Raw genomic sequence first — 24,874 nt, forward strand, 5'->3', positions numbered from 1 at the left:
CTTAAAAGTGCTTCGGGAATAAATTCTAAAACATCTTTAAGTGATATTTTGTGATCTTTAAAAACTGACATAAACAATTGATTATCAGCAATAAAGATACAAAAAATGAAATAATAAAACAAATTAAATGGCTGATAATCAATTAATTAAAATAATAATATTGAATATCTAAAAACAAAAAGTCGGAAGAAAAAATCTTCCGACCATGACTAGCATTTCAGCAGGTTTTTTTATTATTTAAGATGATTCTAGTTCTTTTTCTTCACTTTACTGGCTTTTACTTTTTTTACCTCATCTTTAATGAAAGGATATTTTTTCTGCATATCCTTAGCTAAAGACGGATCAAGTTCTAATGCCTTCTGAAGTGATTCCATTCCTTTATCCTGATCTTTCAGGTTGTAAAAACAATTGCTCAACTGATAAAAAAGCTCAGCTCTGTGATGTTTTTTCAGGGCACTGTTCAAAACAGTGACCGCATCTTCATACTCTCCTACTAACATTAAAACTTCTGAATAAGCATACCAGTTGTAGAACCTCGAAGGCTCTGCATCCACAAGCTTTTTAAGACAAGAAAGGCTTTCTTCAAACTTCCCTGAATCTATGAATAAAAACGCCAGTCTTTTCTGGTAATCAAGATTGTTTTCATTCAGCTGGGTAGCTTCTTTGGCATAATGCAATGCTTCAGACATTCCGCCCATTTCTTCGTAAAGATAAGACTGCTCCATCATCGCAAGATAAAACTGAGGGTCTTCTCTCAATGATTTCTGGAATGCATTTAAAGCTAAAATAGGCTGTTTCAATGCCTTATTGCATAATCCTATCTTATAAAAAGTAAATGCTTTTGTATATTCCAGCTCCAGCATTTCCTCATAAGTCTCGATCGCCTTCTGGTATTGTCCCAAAGCTTCATAACAAGCCGATTTATTAGCATATACTCCCACAGAGTTTGAGTTGATGGCTAACAGATAATCGTACCCTCTTATGGCTTCATCATAATTTTTTCTGTTGAAATAGAATTGTCCGTATTCAAACCAAGCGGTTTCAGAATAAGGGAATTCGTCTAAATATTCATTAAGAAAGGCAATAGCCTCCTCACTCTTATTCAGGTCACTGAAACACACCATTGCGTTTTCCAGCGAATATTCATCCGTAGGATCTTCTTTCAGTGCTTTTCTGTAATGTTTAAGAGCGTTAAAAGGATCTCCGAGATTCACATATTCATCCGCAATAAAGTTGTGGAGAAAGTTTTCTTCTTCCTCTAATGTCAAAGCTTTTTTGCAGATTTCAATGGATTTTCTGGGATTTCCTAAGTTCGAATAATACTTGGCGTAGCAAACCAAAAAGTCTGTATGCTCCATAGAAGCGCCTTTCAGTTCGTCAATAAGTTCTTTCGCCGTATTATACTCTTCCCATTCCAGAAGGATTTCAAGTCTTTTGATCTTAATATCCAACGAATTGGGATGAAGCTTCAGACCATAATTGACCGCCATATCAGCGTAATTAAAGTCACCCAGCTCCAAATAATAAACGATGATGTCTTCTAACTCTTCGGTATCGAAGTAGAATTCGTCATTGTTTTCCATCATTTCTTCGAACTTTTTTACAAGTTCATTTCCAAAATACTCTTCCAATAGTGTCCTCTTTGTCGGCCCAACGCTTGAATTTACTTACAAACCTCGGCAAACGTTTAGTTAATAATACATCTGAAACTGATATTCAAATATTTATGCAAAGTTGCAACTTTTTTTTGAATTTTCCATTTCATTAATTTCTATTATAAAAATAGTAAAAAAAGAAAACCGATAAAAGGATTGTGGATAAAAAAACGGAAATTGGGGTTAAATTCTTATCACAAGACGTTTTCCGCTTTGTATCTCACCATTCCATGCGGCTTCGATATTTTTTATATCAACATCCTGAGTTTCCATTGTAATTTTTCCTTCAACGGCTGCCTGAAACATTTTGGGAATGATTTCTGAAAATAGAAGGGCAGATTCTTCTTTCGTCCAGCTCCCCAATCCTGATCCTGAAATCTGAATATCCGTACCTCTGAGAATCTGTGAAGACAGCTGAATAGTATCTCCGCTCATTCCTCCTACGTTTACCAGTTTGGTTTTATGAGAAAAGGTTCCGTCACCTTTGAAGGCAGACAAGATCATTTCTACAGAATGTCCCCAGATATAATCCAAAACGATATCTATAGGACTTTCTTTATGAATTTCTTTTATTTTTTGCTTAAAATCATGATCGCCCATCTTTAGAGAAACAGCCTCATCAGCACCCAACTCAAGCAAAGACTGCAGTGACTCTTCGTTTCTTCCTGTAACAATGATCTTTTGAGCTCCATATAATCTGGCAATCTGAACGGCAATTCGACCTGTAATTCCTGTTGCTCCGTTAATCAGAACTGTATTCCCTTTTTGTATTCCTGCTTTAAATTTTAATGCCATTGCAGATCCCATAACGGCATTGGGTAATGCGGCAGCCAGAGAGAAATCCAATTTTTCCGGAATCGGAATGGTCATTTTCTTATCTGCTGCAGCTTTTTCGGATATGGTTCCTTTTTTGCTGAAAAAATAGACTTTATTTCCATTTTCCAGATATCCTGCTCCATCTGTTCCAATAATGGTTGGCTGATGTTCCTGATTTTCTGTAGAGTAATGGTTTCCTCCTGCTCTGGCTCTGTCCAGATTTTTAATAGAGGCTGCTTTTACTGCAACCAAAACTTCATTTTCCTGTACTTCAGGGTCTGGAAAATCCATGTATTGAGGAATACTTCCTTTTTCAAATACTATTGCTGCTTTCATTCTTTTAATTTTTATACAAAATTATGAGGGATGAATGTTGTGAAGCGATAACATTTGTTATCAGTTTTGGAAAGGAAGCCGGAAGAAGGAGGTTGGGAGTTTACAAAGCCAATAATAGAGTTAAAACGCAGAGGTCGCCAGGTGACATGATATTGTGATTATTATTTGTTCGCAAGGGCACTTCGTTCAGCAAAGAACAATCAACATTGCTGAGTGGAACGCCTTTGCGATCGTATTCAACAATATATATTATTTTTTGCGAACGTTGTGTTTAAGATGAGCTAGAATTTAGGCAGTATGTTTTTAAACTTCCTGCTTCTGACTTCCATTTCCAACCTCTTAAAGTCTTTCTTTCAATATTTTGCTTTTGATTCTGCTGAGATGTACTGTTGTAATTCCGAGATAGGAAGCTATATAATGTTGGGGAACTCTTTTGATGATCTCCGGTTTTTGTTTAACCAGATTCAGATATCGCTGCTGAGGGGTATCTTTAATGAATGAAAAGAAGTGTTTCATATAATCGAATACCCTTTCGAAAAGAGTATCCATAAAGAGGTTTCTAAGTTCCTGATTTTCATAGACTTCTTCCAGGAAAGCTTCCACATCAGGTTTGTTGATTTTGTATAAAACGCAAGGTTCTATGGTCTCAAATGACACCATACTTGGCAATCCTTTTTTAAAACTTTCAAGGGAAGAGAACATTGTATTTTCAAGGAAAAACTGAAATGTAACGTCTTTTCCGTCATTATTATACCAGGCTCTGACAATACCCTTTTCAATGTAATAGGCATTATAGGAAACCTCGTCTTCTTTCAAAAGCAGGGTTTTGGCAGGAACTTCCATGCGTTCGAAGCTGGCCAGAAATTTTCTCCACTTTTCTTTGGGGAAAGGAAACCTGTTTTTGATATGTTCAAACATTCCTGATATAAAAAAGAACAGACAATGTGTCCGTTCTTCGTCTATTTTTAGATTAAACTCTTGATTTTAGCTATGATATCATCTCCTAATTGATCTGCTTCTTCCTGAGATTTAGCTTCAGTATAGATTCTGATAATCGGCTCTGTATTAGACTTTCTAAGGTGAACCCAATTGTTTTCAAAGTCTATTTTCACACCGTCTACTGTAGAAACGTCTTCATTCTGATATTCCTTTTCCATTTTGCTTAAGATAGCATCTACATCAATTTCCGGTGTCAGTTCAATTTTCTTTTTACCCATGAAATAGCTTGGATATCCTGCTCTTAATTCGGAAACCGTTTTGTTTTCTTTGGCTAAGTGAGTTAAAAATAAGGCTACTCCTACTAAAGAGTCTCTTCCGTAATGTAATTCAGGGTAGATAATTCCTCCGTTTCCTTCTCCTCCGATCACTGCATTTTTCTCTTTCATCAAAGTAACAACGTTTACTTCTCCTACAGCACTTGCAAAATATTCTGAATCGTGGGCATTTGCTACATCTCTCAATGCGCGGCTTGAAGACAAGTTGGAAATTGCAGCTCCTTTTTTGTGTTTCAACAGATAATCTGCAACGGCTACCAAGGTGTATTCTTCCCCAAACATTTCCCCTTTTTCGTCAATCAGAGCCAGTCTGTCCACATCCGGATCTACTACTACTCCCAGATCGGCGTTTTCTTTTTTTACCAATTCACAAATGTCTCCTAAATGTTCTTTCAATGGTTCAGGATTGTGTGGGAAGTGACCTGTTGGTTCGCAATATAATTTGATGGTTTCACAACCTAATTTATCCAAAAGCATAGGGATAGCAATTCCTCCCGTAGAGTTTACCGCATCAAGAACGACTTTAAAGTTTTTCGCTTTGATAGCTTCTACATCTATCATTGGCAAATCCAGAATCTGCTGAATATGGATATCAAAAGCATCGTCTCTTGTTTCGTATTTTCCAAGATCATCTACTTCTGCATAGTTGAAGTCTTCACTTTCTGCCAAGGCCAGAACTTCTGCACCGTTTTCACCACTGATGAATTCTCCTTTTTCGTTTAATAGTTTAAGGGCATTCCATTGTTTTGGGTTGTGAGAAGCGGTAAGAATAATTCCTCCGTCTGCATTAAGCTCAGGAACCATTACTTCTACTGTAGGTGTTGTAGAAAGTCCTAAGTCTACCACATTGATTCCTAATCCCTGCAAAGTAGCTGTTACCAGGGAAGAAACCATTTGACCAGAAATTCTGGCATCTCTTCCGATAATAAGGGTAAGGTCTTTTTTATTTTTATTATTCTGAAGCCAGGTTCCGAATGCGGATGCGAATTTTACCACATCCAGCGGTGTTAAGTTATCATTTATTTTTCCACCGATAGTTCCGCGAATTCCGGAAATAGATTTTATTAACGACATTATGTTTTTAATTTATAGTTTTTCTAAGTTTTCCATAGCAAAGATACTTAAAAGACCTTTCAACTTATAGAATGGGAATCTTTTTTTGGATTTTATCATAGGTATTTTTCACAACTTTCGGTGGTGCAAAACGATACCCAATGTACAACAGCCCGTAGAGGTTATTATTTTCCACAGTCTGGTTGTCTTTCTGATCGTAGGCATTGGCATTAAAATTAATTTTGCCTCCGAATAAGAACCGGTCTGTATTATAACCTACATGCAACCCGCCTTGCATTCTTATGGTGGCATACTGTGCATTTTCTTTTACTCCTCCATTCTCAAGATCTCTGTAACTGGAGAATTTTCCGCCTACCCCAACAGCCAGATAGGGAGCGATATTTACTTTTGTCCCAATGACCCAATTGTAGAAATATCCGATATTACCTCCGATATTATATTGAGTTTCTTTACTTTTTACTTCATCAATTTTATTTCTGAAAATAGTAAGATCATAATCCACAAAAGGAACCCAGCTTCCACTGCTTTTCTTTTGCCATTCACCTTGAGTATAGATTGTTTTTGCTGAAAAATGTTTATTGAGAACATAGGAAGTAGAACCTCCAAAACTTTGCACTCTAAGATCTGGAAACTGAAGGTAGGGATCTCTTCCTTCCTCCCACTGTGGGAAAAGGTCTTTCATGTTTTCCACATAAAAGCCTCTTACATTTTTATAGTATAGATTTTGGATGATTCTGCCTGGGAAAAATCTGAAGCTGAAATCAGTATACGAACTTTTCCCTTTCATATTGTCATCATTATTTCCATTTAGAAATCTGGGAGCAAATGATAGTGTTGCACTTATGATCCTATAATCGATTGAAAGGGATGTTTTTGTTTTATTGTTGATAGACAGGACGGTCTTGTTGGCATTTTTACCTTCTCCCTCCAAAAAGACATAGCTCTCAATATTGGTATCAAGATTCACACGAATCATTACCTGGTCTGCATAAGACTTGGTATTTGCGGTATCAGACTGTGCTTTTACCTGAAAGACAAATAAAGAAAATAATACAGGTAATCCTGCCTTTAAAAATTTCAAACCGAATAATTTTCGTTAGAAAAATGAATTTACTACATTTTTTTCAATTATTCGTTGAATACAATATTAAGAACAGCCGCAATCTTTGTCGCAGTTGGTTCTCTTGGAGCTGAATTTCTTGGGTGCGAAATTCTTTCTGAGTACTTTAAATAGTGAGTAACAGGCGAATGTTACAATTAATGCAATAAGTACGTACTGAATAATTAATGATGAGTCCATTACTTTAAAATCTGATATACTATCATCGACACAAAATATGCCAAACCTGTCATCATGACTACCTGAAAGCCGGTCCATTTCCAGCTTTTGGTTTCTCTGTAGACTACTGCAAGTGTAGAAACACACTGCATTGCAAATGCATAGAAAAGAAGAACCGAAATTCCGGTTGCAAAACTGAAGACTTTTTCTCCGTTGGGTTTTACATCTCTTCTCATTTTATCAATTACTTTTACTTCCGGAGCATCATCTTCCAGACTGTAAAGGGTAGACATTGTACCTACAAAAACTTCTCTCGCTACAAAACTCGTAAGAATTCCTACGCCCATTTTCCAGTCGTAGCCAAGCGGAGCAATTACAGGTTCTATTCCTTTACCCATTTTAGCAAGGTAAGAATGATCCAGGTGAACGTCTGCAGCTACCAATTCATTTGTTTTCTGGCTTGGCCCGAAATAGCTCAGGAACCAGATGATGATACTTACAATGAAGATTATTTTTCCGGCTCCGGTAATGAAGTCCCAGACTTTTCCTAACACCATTTTCAAGTCATATGCGAAAAGTGGTTTTTTATAGGTAGGAAGGTCCATTACAAGGTATGTTTTTCCTTTGCTTTTAATAAATCTTTGAAGGATTGCTGCTGAGAATAAAGCAACCAGGAAACCAAGGAGATACATTCCCATCAATACCAGTGCTTTATATTTTATTCCTAAAAATGTTCCTTCTGAGATAATCAGTCCGATGATAATACTGTATACCGGAAGCCTCGCAGAACACGTCATAAAGGGGGTTACCAATATGGTTAGCAATCTTTCTTTTACGTTTTCAATATTTCTTGTGGAAATTACCGCAGGGATGGCACAGGCGGTTCCTGAAACCAGTGGAACGATACTTTTCCCGTTAAGTCCGAAAGGACGCAGTAATCTGTCCATCAGAAATACTACTCTCGCCATATATCCTGAATCTTCCAACAGGTAAAGGAAATATAACAGAATCCCGATCTGTGGGGCGAAAACTACAATTCCTCCTATTCCCGGAACAATTCCATTTGAAATCAATGAATTAATAGGTCCTTCCGGAAGGTGTTCATTGGTGAATGCTGCCAACCATGAGAAGGTCTCTTCGATCCAATTCATCGGATATTCTGCAAGAAAGAAAACACTTTGGAAAATCACTAACAAAATGAGTAAAAAGACTATATATCCCCAGAATTTATGAACCAAAACTTTATCCAGTTTTTCGGTTAATAATTCTTTGAACTGGGCTTTTTTAGAAATAACATCAGCCAATATCTTGTCTACATTCTGATATCTTCTAACGGTCTCCTGAACCTGTAATCTTTTCGGAACCAAACTTTTAGAATCAGCTTCATGTAATTGTTCCATCACAGAGCCAATTCTTCCAAGATCTGTTCCCAGGGAAAGGCTCATCCACGCTTTATATTCATTATCGAAACCTTTGTGTGCCGCCAGTTTCTGAATAAAATCTCTATGTTCGTTAGGCGTTTCAAAAGAAAGAGTATTTGTTTTTACAAACTCGTTATTGTAAACCGCTTCTCTTACTTCGTCAATTCCTATATGTTCTTTGGCATTGGTCTGAATAATTTTAATGCCCAATGCTTCAGAAAACTTTTGAATATCTATGGTAATTCCTCTTCTTTCTGCCTGATCAATCTGATTGACAATCAAAATCATTGGAATACCAAGATCCTGAATCTGTTGAAACAAAAGCAATCCTCTTTTTAAACTTAATGCTTCAAGAATGTAAACAACTCCCGCGTAGTTTTTCTGTTCGTCGATAAGATATTTGGAAAAAATAGCCTCATCTTCTGAACTCGGGTATACACTATAAGAGCCTGGAAGGTCAATCACTTCCACTTCTTCATTTTTATACGTATAATTCCCCGAATGGCTTGCAACGGTAACGCCGGCATAGTTTCCGGTTTTCTGCTTTTTGTTGCAAAGCGTATTAAAAACCGTTGACTTTCCTACATTAGGATTTCCGACTAAAAGTATCTGTTTTTTCTTGTTTTCCTGCATTAATTCAATTCTTCAACAATGATGTAATCTCCTTCTTCCTCACGAAGAGCAATCCGGCTTTTTTCTGCTCCAAACTCCACATACATAGGCCCATTGAACGGAGCCTGATACAAAATTCTGAAAACGGTCTCCGGAAGGAGCCCCATTTCAATGATTTTATTGGGCATTTTAAGATGGTCGTTATCATACCCCAATATCTTCCCCATTTTGTTTTTAGGGAATCCACTTAATTTATGTAATCCTTTCTCTTTCAAAGCCTAATTTTTAGTCCTGCAAATATACGCTATTTAAATTTAATCTAAATAACGTCTCTGTGCAAAAAATAAGAGGCTCTTTCACTATTGAAATAGCCTCTTTTAGTCTTATTAATAATTTTATTTATTTAGAATATGTCTCTAAACAATAACCAATCATTGCAGTTCCTGATGGAGGATCAACAGGTGTAATAGTAAATGCAATGGCTAAACATCCTTCTAAGTTCATTGCTTGTTTTAGTTTTTTATTCACTTTTATTTCTGCTTTTTCGTCCTTAAAATTCTTTTTGGCTACTAAATTACTTTCTTCTGTTTTTACTTTTGGTTCTTCTGTTTTTGCAAATGACATTGCTGACGTTGTTAGTAACAACGTGAAAATGATTTTTTTCATTATAATAATATTTTAATTTGTTGTACAACAAACATATAATGAAAAATAGCAAAATCAAATTTTTATTGACTAAATCTTAAAAGCAACTCTCTATTCCAAAATATCAATTCAAAATAGCGTTTTTTTTCAATCATTTACAATCCATAATAGAACATTTTCAATAAAAGAAATCAACCCAAACACATTGCTGTATCTGGGTTGATTCAAAATATAATTTAGTTGATATGAATGCTTATTTTTTCTTTTTATCAGAAGGCTGTTCTTTTTCTATTGGATTATCATTGCGTTGAAAAAATCTTTAGCCATTTTTTCTTGTTTTTTTGCCATTTCTCCAATTGTTATGTCAGATCCTGGCATTTTCATATTCATCATTTCTGGAGTAACTTTTTGACGAAATTCGGCCATAGGATCCTGTTTAAAGCTAGCATAAGCCTTTTCAAACTTATCTTTTGTTGTAGGAGTTACAGTTTGAGGAACCCCATACTTTGCATTGATCTTATCTGAATTGGACATTTCCTCATAGTTTTCAATCTTCTTGTTTCCACTTAATTTCCAAGAGTAGTTTTTCTCTGAATCTTCAATTTTAACAATTAACCCAGGAAGTCCATAAAATTTGTATGGCCCATCTTGAAAAGGAATATCTGTACTAAACCAAGCTGTCCATTTTCTTCCTCCAAATTCTGTAGTTGCTTTTTGCGTATTATATTCTCCTACTTTTTCTTTTTCTGATAAAATGTTCCAATTGAATTTAATATCATCATCATAACCAAATAAATTCATACTCACTCTATCAACATACTTCTCCTTCATTTCAGGGTAAGTCTTAATAATTTTATATGAAAATTTAGGCATTTTAATAAGCTTCGTTATATCCTTCCAGCTTTTTGTTTTTTCCATTTCGTCAACCGCAACTTTAATAATAGAATCTTGAGCTGGAATAGTATAATCCTGATAGATTGATTTTTTGGGAGTAATATCAAGAATGGTGATAATCTTATCCAATTTTGTTGAATCTTTCTTCGGCTTAAAAGTCAGTTCATAAAAGAAACGGTTAGCGGTTTCTTTTGATTCCTGGGCTCCTGCAAATGCAAAAAGAGCAATAAGAAATATAGAGAATAATTTTTTCATTATTTCAAGTTTTATATAATTAGTTATCATAGGTCTTCTTTTGTTACAGTTTTTTTAAAATTTTATTTTTTTGAATAACATTTATCTTCTTCAGATTATGGGATGATAAAAAATTATGATTCTCTTAAAACAGTTTCATTTTTAAAACGCATACCTTTAAGTTTCTAAAAAACAAAATATTATGGATACCTTATCTCAATTAAAATCCGAACTGGAGGGAGAGTTCCAAACCACCAAAAAATTTATTGAACTGTTCCCAGAAGGAAAAAATGACTTCGCTCCTCATGAAAAAAGCATGAAAATGATGCCTCTTGCTACCCATCTTGTAGAAGTTTTTGAATGGCCGAACACCATTTTAAATACTTCCGAACTGGATTTTGGTAAAGGCGACTACAAGCCAACAGTTCTTTCCACCAAAGAAGATCTTATGAAGAAACTGGAAGAAGACTATCAGGCAGGTAAAAAAGCTCTTGAAAGTAGTACAGAAGATGATCTGAATCCCAGCTGGACGATTAAAAATGACGGCCATGAACTGGCAAGCTGGAGCAAATACGGAGCGATCCGTCATGCTTTAAACCAGATCACCCATCACAGAGCTCAACTGGGTGTATATTACAGACTGAACAATATTCCTTTGCCGGGAAGTTATGGGCCTTCAGCAGACCAGCAAAGTTTTTAATTTTAATACATCATTATATCTCAACAAAAAACCAATCCGGATGGATTGGTTTTTATATTATTTAAAGTTGAATTTTACTGTAAACATTACCTGGCTAGGGCGGAGCTGTATCTTGGTGTAAGAAGAACTATTTGTTGTTTGATTAATATTATACGTTTCAAAGAACTTTCTGTTAGCAATATTTAACCATTTCAATTCAAAATCAATTTTCTTTTTAGACCATGAAAACTGGTATGAAATATCATAGAAACCATTTTTGTATTTATTAGTTCCATCACTTGTATTTACCTGATCCCAATTGAATCCTATTGTATGGTTTTCTATTGGATAGAAATAAACTGCCAAATTGTGATTAAAACCTGTATTTACTCCCAATCTACTTTGATTAGAGCTCAGACCAATATTATCCTGTTTGTTTCTTGATAAACTAAGTGTATAATCTATACTTGCCCAGCTGAAATAGGTATTATTGAACTTAAGTCCATAAGTTTGAGTATTGTTTTTGCTTAGATACTGAGTATCATCTAAGAATGCATCAGATTTTGATAATGTATTTCCATAGTTCACAGAAGCATTTGTCTTGAATTTTGGAAAGTACTTACCAACTTCAATACTGAATCTATTACTTTTTAAATGGTTTTCTCTTTCAATGTAGCGAATCAAAGTAGAACCCGTTGCCACATCCAAAATTGGAGAAGAAAGTAGGTTTCTTTTACTATCACTCAATGAATAGGTTATATTGAAGAATAGGTTATTTAATGGGTTTCTATACTCAATTCTTGAGCCTGCACTTTTTGAAGTGGTTTGAGGGATCGGATTGTTTGGATCCATTACATTAAATCCCCTTGGACTTAATAACATATATCCTGCATAGGCATTCTGAATATCTCCAAAGTTGTTGCTAATATTTCCATTCAAACTTGCTTTCCAAAATGAAGCAAATGAATACTGAACAAATGCATTTGGGGTAAATGTTGTCTTATTTAATGATTTTGAAACACCTCTTAAATCATCTTCAGCCTTAATGCTGTTGAAATTTGCCGGAAAGTTAGCAAAAATACTCCAAGCCTCAGATTTATAATTAACACCTACCGAAGCTGATGGTACAATTTCTGTAAATTTCAGATTATTTTCATAAACCCCATCATTGAAGTTTGGTGGAACATCATTCGGAACGGATGGGTTTGGAATTGATTGTCCATCAAAGTTTGTATTAAGTTTATCTGTAGAAAAATCTAATCCTACCTGAGGGGTGAATGTCCATCCTTTTGTAGAAAAACTAATATTTGCTGAATGCGAAGTGTCTAATGTTTTTAGCCTGAACTGTTGTAAAGCTAAAGTTCCTGGTGCAAAATTCACTATTCCATATTTATCTTTTTCATTCGGATCGTTCGGATTTACCTTTGGAAGTTTATATGGTAATTGTAAATAACTTGCCGGATCTACTTGCAATGTCTGCTGATCATCCTGATAATTAATATATGATTTGAAATTCACCATCTTTTCTCCCCAAGGAATAATGGTACTTAATGAGTTTTGGAATGATGATGTAGGAGACTCTACCGACTGATCCCCCGATCTTCCAGCTCTTACCGCAAAAGCTCTATCGGCATTCCAGAACTGACTGAAACTTGTTGTATTCTTAAAGAAGCCTTTTTTAGCATTCTTAGTAAATATCAATTCACCTTTTAATTTATCTGTATAAAAATTATTTCTTGTGCTCATTACCACCGTCGACTGCTGTGGTCTTTCATTGGTTGGGAAATAAGTTGTTTCATTATAATCCTCTCTTGCCACCGCATTGTTGGTGTAATTCGCATTAAGCTTTAACTCCCACTCTTTCTTTTTATCAATATTTGTTAAATAGTTTACAGACAAATAGTGAACATTATTCATCAAATATCTTTTCACCGGCAAATTCGGAGTACCTGCATTTTCAACATTCAGCCAATCGTTTTGTGAAGCATTAATTCTTCTTCCTTCCCATGAACTGCCAAAAGCCAGAATATTCCCTTCATTTTCCACCTGCTCACCCATGTTATTGGTTTTATAATTGACTACCCACTGGCTTTTCTGTCCGAAAAACATGGGTGTCAGTTTTACATTCCAAAGCCATGGATCTCCAAAGCCTGTTCCTACTTCTCCTCTACCAGTCATGGTAACGGAGTTTTTCAGCTTGATATTTATGGCTGCCTGATCTGATGGTACTTTATCCTGAAGTATTTTTACCGGCTGGTGATTTTCGAGAACTTCTACTTTCTGTACGGCGTCTTTTGGAAGGGAATTGTTGATGGTTCCATAACCTCCTTCCATAAGGTCTTTTCCGTTTACATAGAATTTATTGATGGCATTTCCCTGATAAAGAATCGTTCCGTCTGTATTTACTTCAATACCCGGAATCTTTTTCATTACATCTGCCAGGGTTCTGTCGTTTTTGCTGTTGAATGCTTTAAGATCGTAAGAAATAGTATCACCTCTTGCTGTGATCATTTTTGTTTTCAGCTGGACTTCTTTAATTTCTGTAGCTTCAGACTGCATTTTGAAACTTAAGGTCTGATCACTGTTGGTGATTTGTTTTGTAAGAGGTTTCTGATTGAATGCTTTCACTTTAAGATCCACTTTAGCTTCAGCAGAAGTGAAAGTTACTTTGTATTCTCCTTTAGAGTTGGTAATTCCGTAAGCCAGAATAGCATCTTTGCCGGGTTCTTCTATCGTCACACTGGCGCTTGGTATGGCAACCCCGTCATCATCAGTGATCTTTCCTGATACCGTTTTCTGTGCAAAAGTAAACACAGTAAAGAAAAGCATCAGAAATAAAGAAATATTTTTTTTCATACTTATTATTTGCTCAATTAGTTAATCATTCTCGTTTTTTGTTACACTTCCTATAAAGATGAATTTTATAGGTAAAGGTTAAATTTTTATCACTACAAACATAGTTATATTTTTTAAATGATTGAATTTTTATTAAAAAAATGTTTTTTCAATTAATTTTAATTCAGATTGAGATTCTTTACCTAGCTGATCATTTTCCTTTAAAAATTATATTTGGCATATAAAATCTATAAAATTTTTCATCATTAATTTTTTAAAATTCTGTAACATAATCTGGACGAACATTGTCATATTGAGCATAATAACAACAATTTTCAACTAAAGAAAAAATATTAATATTCTTATTTAGACTAGATAGTAAAATCTGATTTGAATCATAGATTAAAAAAAAATTAAACCCTATTACATAAATATATATTTAATAATTTTGTAACATAAAATTTATAAAATGGGAATTATTTTAAAGCCTATAGATGTTGTAGAAGACATTTCGAAAGAAGAATTCTACGAAAAATATCTAAAGCCTAGAAGGCCCGTTGTCATCAGGAATATGGCAAAAAACTGGCCGGCTTACCAAAAATGGACGATGGAATATATGAAGGAGGTTGTAGGAGATGTGGAGGTTCCGCTATATGACAGCTCAAAAGCAGATCCCTCTGCTCCCATCAATGCTGCCGCCGCAAAAATGAAGTTCGGAGATTATATAGATCTTATACAACGTGAGCCTACTGACCTCAGAATATTTCTTTTTGATCCTATAAAATATGCCCCTAAGCTTTTGGATGATTATATTTCTCCCAAAAAATTAATGGGTGGCTTTCTGGACAAGTATCCCAATATGTTCTTTGGTGGAAAGGGATCCGTAACATTCCTTCACTTTGATATTGACATGGCTCATATCTTCCATACTCACTTCAACGGAAGAAAACACATTCTTCTTTTTGATTACAAGTGGAGAGAAAGACTTTATCAGATTCCTTATGCAACGTATGCTCTGGAGGATTATGACATAGAAAATCCGGACTTCACAAAATTCCCGGCACTGGATGGGGTAGAAGGAATTGAGTGCTATCTTGAGCATGGTGATACTTTATTCATGCCTACAGGGTGGTGGCACTGGATGAAATATCTGGACGGAAGTTTTTCTATTTCTTTAAGAGCATGGGACAAATCGTGGGCAGTAAAGGCACATTCTTTATGGAATCTTACGGTACAGCGTAAATTCGACGACATTATGAAATCGAACTTCAAAAAGAGCTACATGGACTGGAAAGAAAAAATGGCCGTTAAAAGAGCAGAAATGGCCTTGAAAAGAGGCTTACCAAGATAATTAAAAAGACGTTTCGCCTGAAACGTCTTTTTTTAGTTTATTTATTAATTATCAATAATTTACAGCACTCTGTAAACAGGATATTGTCTGAATGTTTTTTCTTCAAAATATGGGGAGTGCTTGTATACCCAATCCAATTGTGTGTCTCCGTCTTCAGACAATTTTTTATCTGATGCTTTAGCTGCTTCAAATGCTTCTTTCAGTTTATTGTCTTTTTTCAATAGTTCTGCAGCCGTATCTTCAAAAATATAGGCGGAATAATATTCTTTCTGAGCCAGAATGCCATCAAAGAAGTTCCAGTTGAAAAATGAGTCTAATGCTTCAGGTTCAAGGGTTTCTATAATGTATTTCACACCAGACTGATTGGTAGGAACCAGATAATCTCCAGCTGCAAATGTCATATTTTTATGAGAAGCATCAACCGTAGTTTCAAAATGCAGATAATGTCCTTCGTAAGGGTTTTTAACGGTTTTAAAATCTTTAATTTTATAGGACTCCACCATCATTGCACTGTCTTTCTGTATCGGTTTCATCTGAATTTTATTTCTTTTAAATTCTTCAATCACACGATACTGCGACAGTGGAATCACATAATACTTCGGAATGGTAATATATCCCGTAGGAACAGCAGTGGTAAAGAGTTTTATATTCTTGGTAAATGGCTTGTTTCTGTCATAATACAGCCTTGGTTTCCCTGAAATTTCACTGGGTTTATATTTTCCTTCATACCCCTTAAAATCCATGGTAGAGAACTTTGTAGAATCTATTTTCCAACGGATTCCGTATTGTTTTCCGGCCTGATATTGTTTTAAATTCTCTATACGAAGCTGCTTTATTTTTTGATAATCTTTATCCAAATTCTGCAGGTTGACCAACATATATTTGTAAGTAGCGTCTACTCTTTTGTCATACGGTTTCAGCATATGGGTTTCTGGAACGGTTCCCAAAGAGTTGAAAAGGGAAGTATAGCCTGTAGAGTATCTGGGAGAGTCTTCAAATGAAGCAAATCCTACTTCGGGAACATCTCCGTGAATATTGACGTAGGGAGTACTTTCATAACCAAGTTTCTTCATATCCTCAAGATTTTTAGCCTGATAATCATTGTAGAAATAATTTCCAAGGGTATTTCCCAAACGTTCTTTAAAGGTAGAAATATAGGTAAATGTATATTGATAATCTGCTCCGTTGCTGACATGATTGTCTATGAAAACATCCGGTTGTAACCACTGATAGATTTCCTGGAAACTTCTGGCATTTTTAGAATCGGCTTTGATAAAATCTCTGTTCAGATCATAATTTCTGGCATTTCCTCTGAAACCGTACTGTTCCGGTCCATTTTGATTGGCTCTGGAATAGGAACCTCTGTTCAACATTCCGCTAACATTATAAGCTGAAATAGCCGCAATGATAAAATTCTGTGGAGTTTTGATCTTTTTAGCCGCCAAGTCTCTCATCAGCATCATGGTGGCATCAATTCCGTCCGGTTCTCCCGGGTGAATTCCGTTGTTGACGAACAGAATGGCTTTCTCTTTTCTTAATTTTTCAAGATCTTTTTCAGGAAATGGGTTGTAAACCACCACATAAATGGGTTTTCCGTTGTCGTCTTCTCCTTTTTTAAGATACTGAATGGTACTGAAGTTCTTAGCCAGATCCTGATAGTAGCTGTTCATTTCATCATAGGTAACCGTCTGGTTTCCATTTCCTTTTTCAAAAGGAGTCTGAAATGATTGTTGAGCTAAAAACAAGGTAGAACTCAGGGTGAATAAAAGATATTTCAGTTTCATTGAAGTCATATTTTCAGACTTTAAAAGTAGTTATCTTTTGGGAGAAATGAGAATATGTTGATGGGTAAAATGTTTTTAAAATAGAAACCTAACAGGTTTTAAAAACCTGTTAGGTTTGTTCTTGATAGCATTAATTTCTGCCATTTTCTTTAGGATATAAGGAGGGAACCGGATCGCTCTGCCAGAATTGTTTGCTATCAATATCCATGATGGATAAAGATCCGGTATAAGCAGCTCCGGTATCCAAATTCCAGATGTTGGCTTTATTGGCTGGAATTTTAATCCCAATATCAAGAGTAGGCGTATGCCCGATGAATATTTCTTTGTACAAAAGCAGTCTTTTAGGATATAATTCTGAGTTCTTTTCTAGTTTTTTATCCATGGCTACAGCGGTTTCCCAGAGGGTTCTGTCCCAACGGTAATTGCTGGAATAGACTTCTTTTTCAGGACCATGCATGGAAGAATATCCGGCATGAATAAACAGCCGGTTCTGATCATCAATATGATAATTTTTCATCCTTTGAAAGAATTCGAGATGAATATCCAGATCTTCAAGAGCGTAATCAGCATAACTTTCTACTGTACTTTTTCCTCCATTGAAAAGCCATACATCGGGTTTTTGTCCAAATGCCAACCAGTCTTCGCACCATGCATCATGATTTCCTTTGATGAAAATACATTTTTGTTTTTCTGAAAGTTCCAGTAAGAACTGTATGATTTGTGATGACTCACTCCAGCCGTCTACGTAATCTCCGAGGAAAATCAGTTGATCATTTTCTGTCACGCTTGCTCTTTCAAGAACCTGTTGCAAGGCTTTAAATCCTCCGTGAATATCTCCTATGACTAATGTTCTGCTCATTTTACTTTGAAATATATTTTGCGTCTACAAAATCCGTCAGCCAAACACCGTTTGCAGACTGGTAGAAAGATAATCCTTCCTGATGCATTGTTCCGGTTCTGATGGTGAGAATCACAGGTTTACCGTGTCTCATTCCGACCTTTGTAGCCGTCTCTTTATCAGCACTTAAGTGTACATGCTGACGTGTTCTTTTTTCAATTCCTTTTTCTAAAATGGAAGAAATATTAGCTTCTGCTGTTCCGTGATAGAGAAATTCAGGAGGCTGTTTGGCTTCCAAAGCCAGGTCAATATCAATAGAATGTCCCTGACTTGCTCTGATCATGGTTTTATCTTTGTTAAAAGCAAAACGCTTTTTATTGTTGGTTTCTACTACCTCATCTAATTCTTCGGGAGTAAAATATATTCTTCTTTTGGCTGATTTTGCTCTCAGCTCTTCTACGTCTGCCCAACCGTTTTCATCCAGTGTAAGGCCTATACTTTCCGGCTGATGCCGCAAGATCAGGCTTAAAAATTTACTTATCTTTTTCTTTTCTATTTCGTTCATGGGTTGTGTTTTAATTCATTAATTTTTGGTGTAATTTCTCACATAAAGTTTCAATATCATCCTTCCTTACCAGCTCAGAAATCCATTCCTGTGGAATATTTTCATATCCATAATAAATTCCGGCAATCCCTCCGGTGATGGCTCCCGTAGTATCCGTATCTTCTCCAAGGTTAACAGCTTTTAAAACAGCTTCAGAGTAGTTTTCTGAGTTCAGAAAACACCAAAGAGAAGCTTCAAGGCTATGGAGAACATATCCTCCAGAACCTATTTTTTCTTCTTCAAATTCAAAGATGTTTTTATTTAAAATTCTATCAAATTTATCCATTTCACTTTGTGAACAGACAGGATTATGATCTAAGAAGAGTTTTACCGTTTCTTTTATTTTGTAATAAGCTTCAAATTTTTCTCCTCCATTCAAAATTTCTAATAAAAATTCAAGATAAATAAAGCATGCAATCACAGAGCGAATATGGCCGTGTGTAATGGAGGATGCTTCTTTAATTTTATCAAAACGGTGTTCAACAGGAAGATCTTTAATATAAAATAAAAGTGGCAAAATTCTCATTAAAGAACCGTTTCCATTGTCAAATTCACTTGTCCCACCACACAGATGTGGAGTATATCCTTTGCTTATTTTATATATTGCTTGCCTTGTGGCTATTCCTATATCGAAGACACGACCATGAGGTGTCCATACTTCTGCATTATACCATTGCAAAAATTTCAACGCCATATCTTCGGTATTATACCCGTTACATAAACTATCTGCTAAACACAAAGTCAAGGAACTGTCATCGCTCCATGTACCCGCAGGTTGGTGATGAGTCCCCAAAGCACGCATTTTGGTTACAGGTGAACGTTTAAGTTGCTCCCTGCTTCTGAATTCCACCGGAACTCCAAGTGCATCTCCAATGCAGACACCCATAATTCCGGCTTTTACTTTGTTTTCCATCAGGCTAAATTGACTAGTTTATCAAATAATAATTTCATTCCTTGTGTAGCTGTCTCTTTCATCACAACGGCTCTCTGCCCATATCCGAATCCTGTTTCATGAGGATTGATGACGATTAAAAGGCAGTCGTCTTTGATATCATGAATCAGTCCGGCAGCAGGATAAACCTGCAACGAAGTTCCGATTACCAATAGAATATCTGCTTCTTTTACAATTTCTTTTGCCTTTTGATATAAAGGAACATCTTCTCCAAACCAAACAATAAAAGGTCTTAATTGAGCTCCGTCTTCTGCCTGATCTCCTATTTTAATATCATCTTTTTGTTCATAAATCAGGCTTTTATTATTACTCGAACATGATTTGAACAACTCTCCGTGAATATGAAGGATGTTGGTAGATCCTGCTCTTTCGTGAAGATCATCAATATTCTGGGTAATGATCTGGACATCGAAATGTTTTTCCAGCTCTGCCAGCAATTGATGCGCTTCATTGGGCTGTACTTCATGAAGCTGACGTCTTCTCTGATTGTAAAATTCCAGGACTAAAGCTCTGTCTTTTCTCCATCCTTCTGGACTTGCCACATCCGTTACATTATGATTTTCCCAAAGACCGTCTCCGTCTCTGAAGGTTTTTATTCCGCTTTCGGCACTGATTCCTGCACCGCTTAATATGGTTAGTTTTTTCATTGGTTTAATCTAATAATTTGTTGTAGATCATTTCATTTTCATCATCAAAGCACACAAAAATAACTTTCTCAATAATATCTGAATGAAATTTTCTGACCTCATCTACCGCAATTTTCCCTGCCAGTTCTTTTGGAAACCTATAAATTCCTGTGCTAATGTTAGGAAAAGTAATAGTTTTCACACCAAGACTTTCTGCTAATTTCAAAGAATTACGATAACAGTTTGCCAGAAGAATTGATTCCTTTTCTTCATGACCATTCCAAACCGGACCTACTGTATGAATAGTATATTTTGCAGGAAGATTTCCTGCATTTGTTACTACCGCTTCTCCCGTTTTGCATTTTCCTTGTCTATTTCTGATCGCAATACATTCTTCCAATATCCGTGATCCACCCACTCTGTGAATGGCTCCATCTACACCGCCTCCACCAAGTAAGGATGAATTGGCAGCGTTAACAATTGCATCAACTTGGATTTTTGTGATGTCTCCTTTTATTAGTTCAATTTTCATCTTAAATTGAGTTTTTTATTTAAACCCTCATCATCAAATAATAATGGCTTTTCTTCCGGAATGATCAGATTATTCAAATCATCATTCAGTACAAACTGATATTGTTCTGTTACAAAATCTGAAATATTTTCGATCAAAAGAATATCATCCTTAGCAAAAGACTTAATAAATTCATTCCTCAAGCCAATCTGTATGGCTCTCCGTTCCAGTTTATTTCCAAAAGGATCATGATCCGGATCCCACTGCAATCTCACTGAAGATTCTTTTATCTGCTTCTGCCATTCATCTCTGGCAATCCCAAAACCTGTATTGTAAGAAGAATATACAGAATTTTTCAGATATTTTATAAAAGCTTCTTTCTTCAAATGAATTGCCAAAACACTTTCCTGACCTTCTTTTCTACCCCATCCATTTCTGTACATCATCCAAAGAAAATTTGGCTTTATCCAAGTCATTCTTTCGAGGCTGAAACCTCCGCCGAAGAATTGATTTTTAACTGCAAATTCTCCAATTTCCTTTCTATAAGACTGATACACTATAATTTTTTCATCATCATATTGAGCCATGATGTGATATCCTTGTTCAGGCCAATCCTGCAGTTGTTCTTTATATTTTTTTAATTCAATTTTCATTGTATTTCTTCAAATGGTTTCAGCATTTCTTCTTTCTTGGTAAGCACTGCGAAAACCACTCTTTTAAATTTATTTTTATATTTTCCCTGAAGATATTTCCTGAATAATCCTGCAATTTCTTTTGGATCATTCTTGAAAACACCGCATCCCCAGGCTCCTAAAATTAAGACTTCATTTCCCTGATGTAAGGCCAGTGAGAACATTTTATCCATTCTAAGATCCATTGCATCGAGAATTTCATGTGCTCTTTCCGGTTCCTGACGTTTTACCACCCCTGCATTGACTGCCGGAGACGTAATGAAATTACACAGAACAGGTTTAGGAAGCAGTTCTCCCTTATCTTTCCTGAAAACCGGAACTTTGGAACTGTAAATCATTGTATCTGTATAAAAACAGGATTCCATCGCACGATGAATTGTGTAATAATCCCATGCCTGAAGTAAGCTTTCATATAAACCTGAAGTTCTTGCCAGACTTTCTTCCTGTGCTTCTGCTCCGTTGATAAATCCTCCGCCCGGATTTTTTGCTGATGCAAAGTTCAGACACATGATCTTTTCCTGATTTTCTTCTTCGGCTAATTGTAAAATTGCTTTTAAAGAACTGCATTTCCAGGTTTCAATTTTTGTTTCAAAACTGATTTCCGGCAACGGAGATTCTTTCATTTCAGAAAGTTGTTCCGGAGTGAAAAGAAGGGTTTCTTTTTTACTGATTTCCAGTTCGTTTTCTATATTTATTTTTTCGTTATGTTCGTTTATATAATATTTTTTGGCCAGGATATCTAAGGTATCTTTTGCCATTCCTTTATTTGTCATGGTTAATTTTTTAATATTAGACATCAGTTCTCCCAACTCAGTATTTCCTGCTTTTTCAAAATCATCTCCTATAAATACTTGGGTTACTTTGATGTTTCCTACAATGGCTTTATTAAAACTATCCAGTTCTTCTGATGGAACCCATAGCTCGTTGTGGTTTCTTGCTCCTACATTCTGAGCAGGATATTGAGCTGCCGCTTCTTCCAGTACATCAAACTGGGTTACAAAACCAAGATAGTTTCCGGCTTCGTCTCGGGTGTTCCATTTTTCTGCGATTTCTGAAGCATACTCTTCATTGAGAACAGGATAAAAAATGGGCTGCCATTCCAGTCTTGGAGGAAATTCTTTAAATCCGCTTTCTATAATCAGGATCATTTCTTTTTCTCCTACTGGTCTATATAATGTTGTTGTTTTCATGGTTATTATTTTTATTCAAAATCATATACATATACTTGCACCTCTTTTGCAAGCAATGTTCTTTCAATAATAGGTTCTATTTCTTTCCATTTTCCTCCTGCCAGCCCACATCCAATTCTCGGCATGTGAACGCTTGCATTCAACAGCAATGCTTCATTGGAAAGTTTTTCGAGAGCTTTTTCAATAGCATCATATCGAACAGGAACTCCATGACTTCCTGTTTTGATTCCTTTTTGTCCGATTATATTGGCTACATATATGTATTTTTCAACCTGGACCAACTGAATTTTTCCTAATGCAAAATCATTTTTACTTCTGAAGCGATGCCAGTCTCTGTATTTCTTTTCAGGTTCTTCCCATCTTTTGGAAACAGCCAGTACAAATCCTTTTCCCCACCCTCCGATGTCATTACAGATATGGGCGATGATTTTTGTCCCTTTGGCTTGTGGGGCTGTTGCATCCCCTTTCAAATATTGTATCGCTTTCATGGTTCTTAATTTTCAATCATTTATCATTCTTCTATTCTATCATTAAATATAAAATTAATGCTTTTATCTTATCCTTTCTTCTTCTTTTTGAAATTAAAAAATTGGTTTAAAATCTTTAGAATAAGGAGAATAGGATCCGTAAACGGTATTCAATTCAACATCCAGATTTTCTAATTTAAATTGCTCATCAACCTGATCTAAGCAGGTAATAACAAGATTCTTTTTAACCGGAAATACATAAGCTCCATCTAATTTTAAAGCATAATTAAGCAGTTTGTAATCTATTTCTCCAACCCTTAATTCTTGCTGATATTCATTAAATGTACAGGTTTCTTCTTCATTATTTTTCAGATTCATTTCTTTTTCATTGCTCATCCAGCCGTTTCCATGACGGGTGAGGTAGCTTCTGGTCACATAATACATTTCAATATCTTCAATTTTTAAAAGTTTACAGATTTCGCAGGCATTTTTTGAAGTTGTATGTGCATAGGTCACATTAGGAAAAACGCCATGATCCATATCAAGTAAAATACCCTGACTTCCTTCAAAAATAAGGAGGTCAAACGAAGTCAGGTAGCTATAATCATTTATTTTCCAATCAATCGCTTCAATAGCATTTAAGAAAGGCTGCAAAAGTTCTGTAATCTCATTTTCATCTACAAAACCATAGTAATAAGCTATTCCTTTCAGTTTTTCCATCAACATTTCTTTGGGCGCTATGAGGTCTATGGCAAATAACTTATAAGGACTTTCGTTTCTTTTCATCGTGGTTCCTACTCCTTTTCCACAGGTTCCGTGTTCCAGATTACGTGCATTTGTTCTGTTCTGCCATACATCAAAAGGAGTGGTAACTTTTGCCAAAGGATGAATATGCAGCTCAATGTTTCCGTTCTTTGCTTTTAATTCTTCCATCTCATTGAGTAGAAAAACCGGATGAATCGTACAATGCTCTGTAAAGTAAGAAGGCAGACCGCGAAGTGCACCACTTGCAAAACTGGAATGTACATGCTTTCTTTCATCCATCATTACGGTATGGGCAGCCTGCTGTCCTCCTGAAAATCTGATCACAACAGCATCCGGATTCTGAGAAGCCAGAAAATCTGTGGTAATCCCTTTTCCTTCATCACCAAAACCAAGTCCTATTACTATTTGCGCCTTTTTCATGTCTTTTAATTTTTGAGGTTTCTAGTATTGCCATTCATATTTTATGATGACATTGACAGATTTCTAAAGCATCTGAAACTGATCCAATCCTCCTGTTCCTGTTGTTCCGAAGCTTTGATTTTTAAACTTATCACAGATAATCCCTTTAATAACATTAGGAATTTCCCTGTGATCTGCTATGGAAATACAGTTTTGTCCTAATAATTCTTTCCAGCCTCTGTCTGCTCTCAATGCCTGATCGGAATGCAAAACACTGATGTGGTATACTTCATATTTTTTCTTTGCTTCTTCCAGCAGTTCAAAATGGGTATAAGTTTGCTGTCCTTTTCCCATAATTTCTCTGATGGCAGATGCAGAAAGTGTTTTCAAACAAGGTTCATCACCTACGGTAAACAGTAATCCTTTTTGTCCTCTTTTTTCAAAAGCATCTGTTCTGGTGTGAAATGCTGCAAAATACCATGCTAAAAGATAACTTTCACCTGCGTTTCCTCCTCCTCCGGATTCAATGTAAGTTCTTGTAAGCCACATATCCAGTTCTTCATCACCTGATTCGAACTGTCCCACCTGAAGCGGATACCCATCACATTCATGATCCCCGATTCCAAGAAATAATAAGGCAGGATCAGGAACACCTCCCTGAATAATTCCTCCCATGAGTTTCGGTAATCCTTCTCTGATCAACTCATGAGGTATATGTCCCATACTTCCGGTAACATCCAAACCTAAAATGATAGGAACCGAATGAGGGTGAACTTCTGAATCTCTGGATTCTCTGAAAGAAATTCCGTGTGGATTCATAGATTCATGAGCCATTCTTTTGGCATTCTGAGTGAAAATTTCTCCCGCAGATTTTGTTCCGTAACCTGCTTTGCTTGCTCTGTCATAACGAGCGTCTAAATCGTATCTTGTGCTTCCCATGA

23 protein-coding genes are annotated in these 24,874 nt (G+C 35.9%); 2 read left to right on the forward strand and 21 right to left on the reverse strand.

Annotated elements, in window-relative coordinates; genetic code table 11:
- Nucleotides 1–248: 248 nt before the first annotated feature.
- From BOQ62_RS16160 to BOQ62_RS16200, 9 genes are all read right to left on the reverse strand, one after another.
- Nucleotides 249–1,631 (reverse strand): tetratricopeptide repeat protein, encoded by a 1,383-nt coding sequence (locus tag BOQ62_RS16160; RefSeq protein ID WP_129041086.1) that lies wholly within the window; start codon nt 1,629–1,631, stop codon nt 249–251.
- 207 nt (nt 1,632–1,838) lie between these two features.
- Complete coding sequence (locus BOQ62_RS16165) at nt 1,839–2,807, reverse strand: zinc-binding alcohol dehydrogenase family protein (RefSeq protein ID WP_129041088.1); 969 nt, start codon at nt 2,805–2,807, stop codon at nt 1,839–1,841.
- 339 nt (nt 2,808–3,146) lie between these two features.
- Nucleotides 3,147–3,725, reverse strand: coding sequence for a Crp/Fnr family transcriptional regulator (locus BOQ62_RS16170; RefSeq protein ID WP_129041090.1), 579 nt, complete (start codon nt 3,723–3,725; stop codon nt 3,147–3,149).
- Between the two features lie 47 nt (nt 3,726–3,772).
- The gene (glmM, locus tag BOQ62_RS16175; RefSeq protein WP_129041092.1) at nt 3,773–5,155 is read right to left on the reverse strand and encodes a phosphoglucosamine mutase; all 1,383 of its coding nucleotides are present in this window, start codon (nt 5,153–5,155) and stop codon (nt 3,773–3,775) included.
- A gap of 64 nt (nt 5,156–5,219) precedes the next feature.
- Entirely contained in the window at nt 5,220–6,236 is a 1,017-nt protein-coding gene (locus tag BOQ62_RS16180; RefSeq protein ID WP_129041094.1) for a DUF4421 family protein, read from the reverse strand.
- A 218-nt stretch (nt 6,237–6,454) separates the two neighbouring features.
- Nucleotides 6,455–8,488 carry a ferrous iron transport protein B gene (gene feoB / locus BOQ62_RS16185; RefSeq protein ID WP_129041096.1) on the reverse strand — a complete coding sequence of 678 codons (2,034 nt, stop codon included), beginning with the start codon at nt 8,486–8,488 and terminating at the stop codon, nt 6,455–6,457.
- Nucleotides 8,488–8,742, reverse strand: coding sequence for a ferrous iron transport protein A (locus tag BOQ62_RS16190; RefSeq protein ID WP_123277129.1), 255 nt, complete (start codon nt 8,740–8,742; stop codon nt 8,488–8,490). The genes feoB and BOQ62_RS16190 overlap by 1 nt, the downstream gene beginning before the upstream one ends.
- Before the next feature lie 124 nt (nt 8,743–8,866).
- Complete coding sequence (locus tag BOQ62_RS16195; protein WP_129041098.1) at nt 8,867–9,133, reverse strand: hypothetical protein; 267 nt, start codon at nt 9,131–9,133, stop codon at nt 8,867–8,869.
- A gap of 267 nt (nt 9,134–9,400) precedes the next feature.
- Complete coding sequence (locus BOQ62_RS16200) at nt 9,401–10,261, reverse strand: GLPGLI family protein (RefSeq protein ID WP_228414227.1); 861 nt, start codon at nt 10,259–10,261, stop codon at nt 9,401–9,403.
- A 181-nt stretch (nt 10,262–10,442) separates the two neighbouring features.
- Here BOQ62_RS16200 and BOQ62_RS16205 point away from each other — a divergent pair, with 181 nt between their 5' ends.
- Complete coding sequence (locus BOQ62_RS16205) at nt 10,443–10,940, forward strand: DinB family protein (protein WP_129041100.1); 498 nt, start codon at nt 10,443–10,445, stop codon at nt 10,938–10,940.
- A 57-nt stretch (nt 10,941–10,997) separates the two neighbouring features.
- On the opposite strand, the gene BOQ62_RS16210 is transcribed toward BOQ62_RS16205, so the two are convergent.
- Nucleotides 10,998–13,775 (reverse strand): TonB-dependent receptor, encoded by a 2,778-nt coding sequence (locus tag BOQ62_RS16210; RefSeq protein ID WP_129041102.1) that lies wholly within the window; start codon nt 13,773–13,775, stop codon nt 10,998–11,000.
- 448 nt (nt 13,776–14,223) lie between these two features.
- Between BOQ62_RS16210 and BOQ62_RS16215 the strand changes: the two genes are divergently transcribed.
- On the forward strand, nt 14,224–15,105 hold the full coding sequence (locus BOQ62_RS16215) for a cupin-like domain-containing protein (RefSeq protein ID WP_121486756.1): 882 nt from the start codon (nt 14,224–14,226) through the stop codon (nt 15,103–15,105).
- 59 nt (nt 15,106–15,164) lie between these two features.
- On the opposite strand, the gene BOQ62_RS16220 is transcribed toward BOQ62_RS16215, so the two are convergent.
- From BOQ62_RS16220 to BOQ62_RS16275, 11 genes are all read right to left on the reverse strand, one after another.
- Nucleotides 15,165–16,889 carry a hypothetical protein gene (locus tag BOQ62_RS16220; RefSeq protein WP_129041104.1) on the reverse strand — a complete coding sequence of 575 codons (1,725 nt, stop codon included), beginning with the start codon at nt 16,887–16,889 and terminating at the stop codon, nt 15,165–15,167.
- 130 nt (nt 16,890–17,019) lie between these two features.
- On the reverse strand, nt 17,020–17,748 hold the full coding sequence (locus BOQ62_RS16225) for a metallophosphoesterase family protein (RefSeq protein ID WP_129041105.1): 729 nt from the start codon (nt 17,746–17,748) through the stop codon (nt 17,020–17,022).
- Between the two features lies 1 nt (nt 17,749).
- A complete protein-coding gene (locus BOQ62_RS16230; protein ID WP_129041107.1) occupies nt 17,750–18,292 on the reverse strand; it encodes an RNA 2'-phosphotransferase in 543 nt (180 codons plus the stop codon).
- Between the two features lie 10 nt (nt 18,293–18,302).
- A complete protein-coding gene (locus BOQ62_RS16235) occupies nt 18,303–19,244 on the reverse strand; it encodes an ADP-ribosylglycohydrolase family protein (protein WP_129041109.1) in 942 nt (313 codons plus the stop codon).
- Nucleotides 19,244–19,930 carry an SIR2 family NAD-dependent protein deacylase gene (locus BOQ62_RS16240; RefSeq protein WP_129041111.1) on the reverse strand — a complete coding sequence of 229 codons (687 nt, stop codon included), beginning with the start codon at nt 19,928–19,930 and terminating at the stop codon, nt 19,244–19,246. Before BOQ62_RS16240 ends, BOQ62_RS16235 begins: the two co-directional genes overlap by 1 nt.
- Before the next feature lie 4 nt (nt 19,931–19,934).
- Entirely contained in the window at nt 19,935–20,441 is a 507-nt protein-coding gene (locus BOQ62_RS16245) for an O-acetyl-ADP-ribose deacetylase (RefSeq protein WP_129041113.1), read from the reverse strand.
- Entirely contained in the window at nt 20,438–21,073 is a 636-nt protein-coding gene (locus tag BOQ62_RS16250) for a DUF4291 domain-containing protein (protein WP_129041115.1), read from the reverse strand. Before BOQ62_RS16250 ends, BOQ62_RS16245 begins: the two co-directional genes overlap by 4 nt.
- Nucleotides 21,070–22,302, reverse strand: a complete 1,233-nt coding sequence (locus BOQ62_RS16255; RefSeq protein ID WP_228414229.1) for a TIGR02452 family protein — start codon at nt 22,300–22,302, stop codon at nt 21,070–21,072. Before BOQ62_RS16255 ends, BOQ62_RS16250 begins: the two co-directional genes overlap by 4 nt.
- 11 nt (nt 22,303–22,313) lie before the next feature.
- A complete protein-coding gene (locus BOQ62_RS16265; protein WP_129041117.1) occupies nt 22,314–22,790 on the reverse strand; it encodes a macro domain-containing protein in 477 nt (158 codons plus the stop codon).
- 93 nt (nt 22,791–22,883) lie between these two features.
- Nucleotides 22,884–23,954 carry an adenylosuccinate synthetase gene (locus BOQ62_RS16270; protein ID WP_129041119.1) on the reverse strand — a complete coding sequence of 357 codons (1,071 nt, stop codon included), beginning with the start codon at nt 23,952–23,954 and terminating at the stop codon, nt 22,884–22,886.
- 63 nt (nt 23,955–24,017) lie between these two features.
- Nucleotides 24,018–24,872 (reverse strand): hypothetical protein, encoded by an 855-nt coding sequence (locus BOQ62_RS16275; RefSeq protein WP_129041122.1) that lies wholly within the window; start codon nt 24,870–24,872, stop codon nt 24,018–24,020.
- Between the last annotated feature and the right edge of the window lie 2 nt (nt 24,873–24,874).

Source organism: Chryseobacterium sp. CH21 (genome assembly GCF_004119445.1).
In the GTDB taxonomy this organism is placed as follows: Bacteria; Bacteroidota; Bacteroidia; order Flavobacteriales; family Weeksellaceae; genus Chryseobacterium.

Excerpts from the sequence above, each read along its gene's own strand:
- BOQ62_RS16165 (WP_129041088.1), bottom strand. The coding sequence starts at position 2,807 with ATGAAAGCAGCAATAGTATTTGAAAAAGGAAGTATTCCTCAATACATG.
- BOQ62_RS16170 (WP_129041090.1), bottom strand. The coding sequence starts at position 3,725 with ATGTTTGAACATATCAAAAACAGGTTTCCTTTCCCCAAAGAAAAGTGG.
- glmM (WP_129041092.1), bottom strand. The coding sequence starts at position 5,155 with ATGTCGTTAATAAAATCTATTTCCGGAATTCGCGGAACTATCGGTGGA.
- feoB (WP_129041096.1), bottom strand. The coding sequence starts at position 8,488 with ATGCAGGAAAACAAGAAAAAACAGATACTTTTAGTCGGAAATCCTAAT.
- BOQ62_RS16195 (WP_129041098.1), bottom strand. The coding sequence starts at position 9,133 with ATGAAAAAAATCATTTTCACGTTGTTACTAACAACGTCAGCAATGTCA.
- BOQ62_RS16200 (WP_228414227.1), bottom strand. The coding sequence starts at position 10,261 with ATGAAAAAATTATTCTCTATATTTCTTATTGCTCTTTTTGCATTTGCA.
- BOQ62_RS16205 (WP_129041100.1), top strand. The coding sequence starts at position 10,443 with ATGGATACCTTATCTCAATTAAAATCCGAACTGGAGGGAGAGTTCCAA.
- BOQ62_RS16210 (WP_129041102.1), bottom strand. The coding sequence starts at position 13,775 with ATGAAAAAAAATATTTCTTTATTTCTGATGCTTTTCTTTACTGTGTTT.
- BOQ62_RS16215 (WP_121486756.1), top strand. The coding sequence starts at position 14,224 with ATGGGAATTATTTTAAAGCCTATAGATGTTGTAGAAGACATTTCGAAA.
- BOQ62_RS16220 (WP_129041104.1), bottom strand. The coding sequence starts at position 16,889 with ATGAAACTGAAATATCTTTTATTCACCCTGAGTTCTACCTTGTTTTTA.
- BOQ62_RS16225 (WP_129041105.1), bottom strand. The coding sequence starts at position 17,748 with ATGAGCAGAACATTAGTCATAGGAGATATTCACGGAGGATTTAAAGCC.
- BOQ62_RS16230 (WP_129041107.1), bottom strand. The coding sequence starts at position 18,292 with ATGAACGAAATAGAAAAGAAAAAGATAAGTAAATTTTTAAGCCTGATC.
- BOQ62_RS16235 (WP_129041109.1), bottom strand. The coding sequence starts at position 19,244 with ATGGAAAACAAAGTAAAAGCCGGAATTATGGGTGTCTGCATTGGAGAT.
- BOQ62_RS16240 (WP_129041111.1), bottom strand. The coding sequence starts at position 19,930 with ATGAAAAAACTAACCATATTAAGCGGTGCAGGAATCAGTGCCGAAAGC.
- BOQ62_RS16245 (WP_129041113.1), bottom strand. The coding sequence starts at position 20,441 with ATGAAAATTGAACTAATAAAAGGAGACATCACAAAAATCCAAGTTGAT.
- BOQ62_RS16250 (WP_129041115.1), bottom strand. The coding sequence starts at position 21,073 with ATGAAAATTGAATTAAAAAAATATAAAGAACAACTGCAGGATTGGCCT.
- BOQ62_RS16255 (WP_228414229.1), bottom strand. The coding sequence starts at position 22,302 with ATGAAAACAACAACATTATATAGACCAGTAGGAGAAAAAGAAATGATC.
- BOQ62_RS16265 (WP_129041117.1), bottom strand. The coding sequence starts at position 22,790 with ATGAAAGCGATACAATATTTGAAAGGGGATGCAACAGCCCCACAAGCC.
- BOQ62_RS16270 (WP_129041119.1), bottom strand. The coding sequence starts at position 23,954 with ATGAAAAAGGCGCAAATAGTAATAGGACTTGGTTTTGGTGATGAAGGA.
- BOQ62_RS16275 (WP_129041122.1), bottom strand. The coding sequence starts at position 24,872 with ATGGGAAGCACAAGATACGATTTAGACGCTCGTTATGACAGAGCAAGC.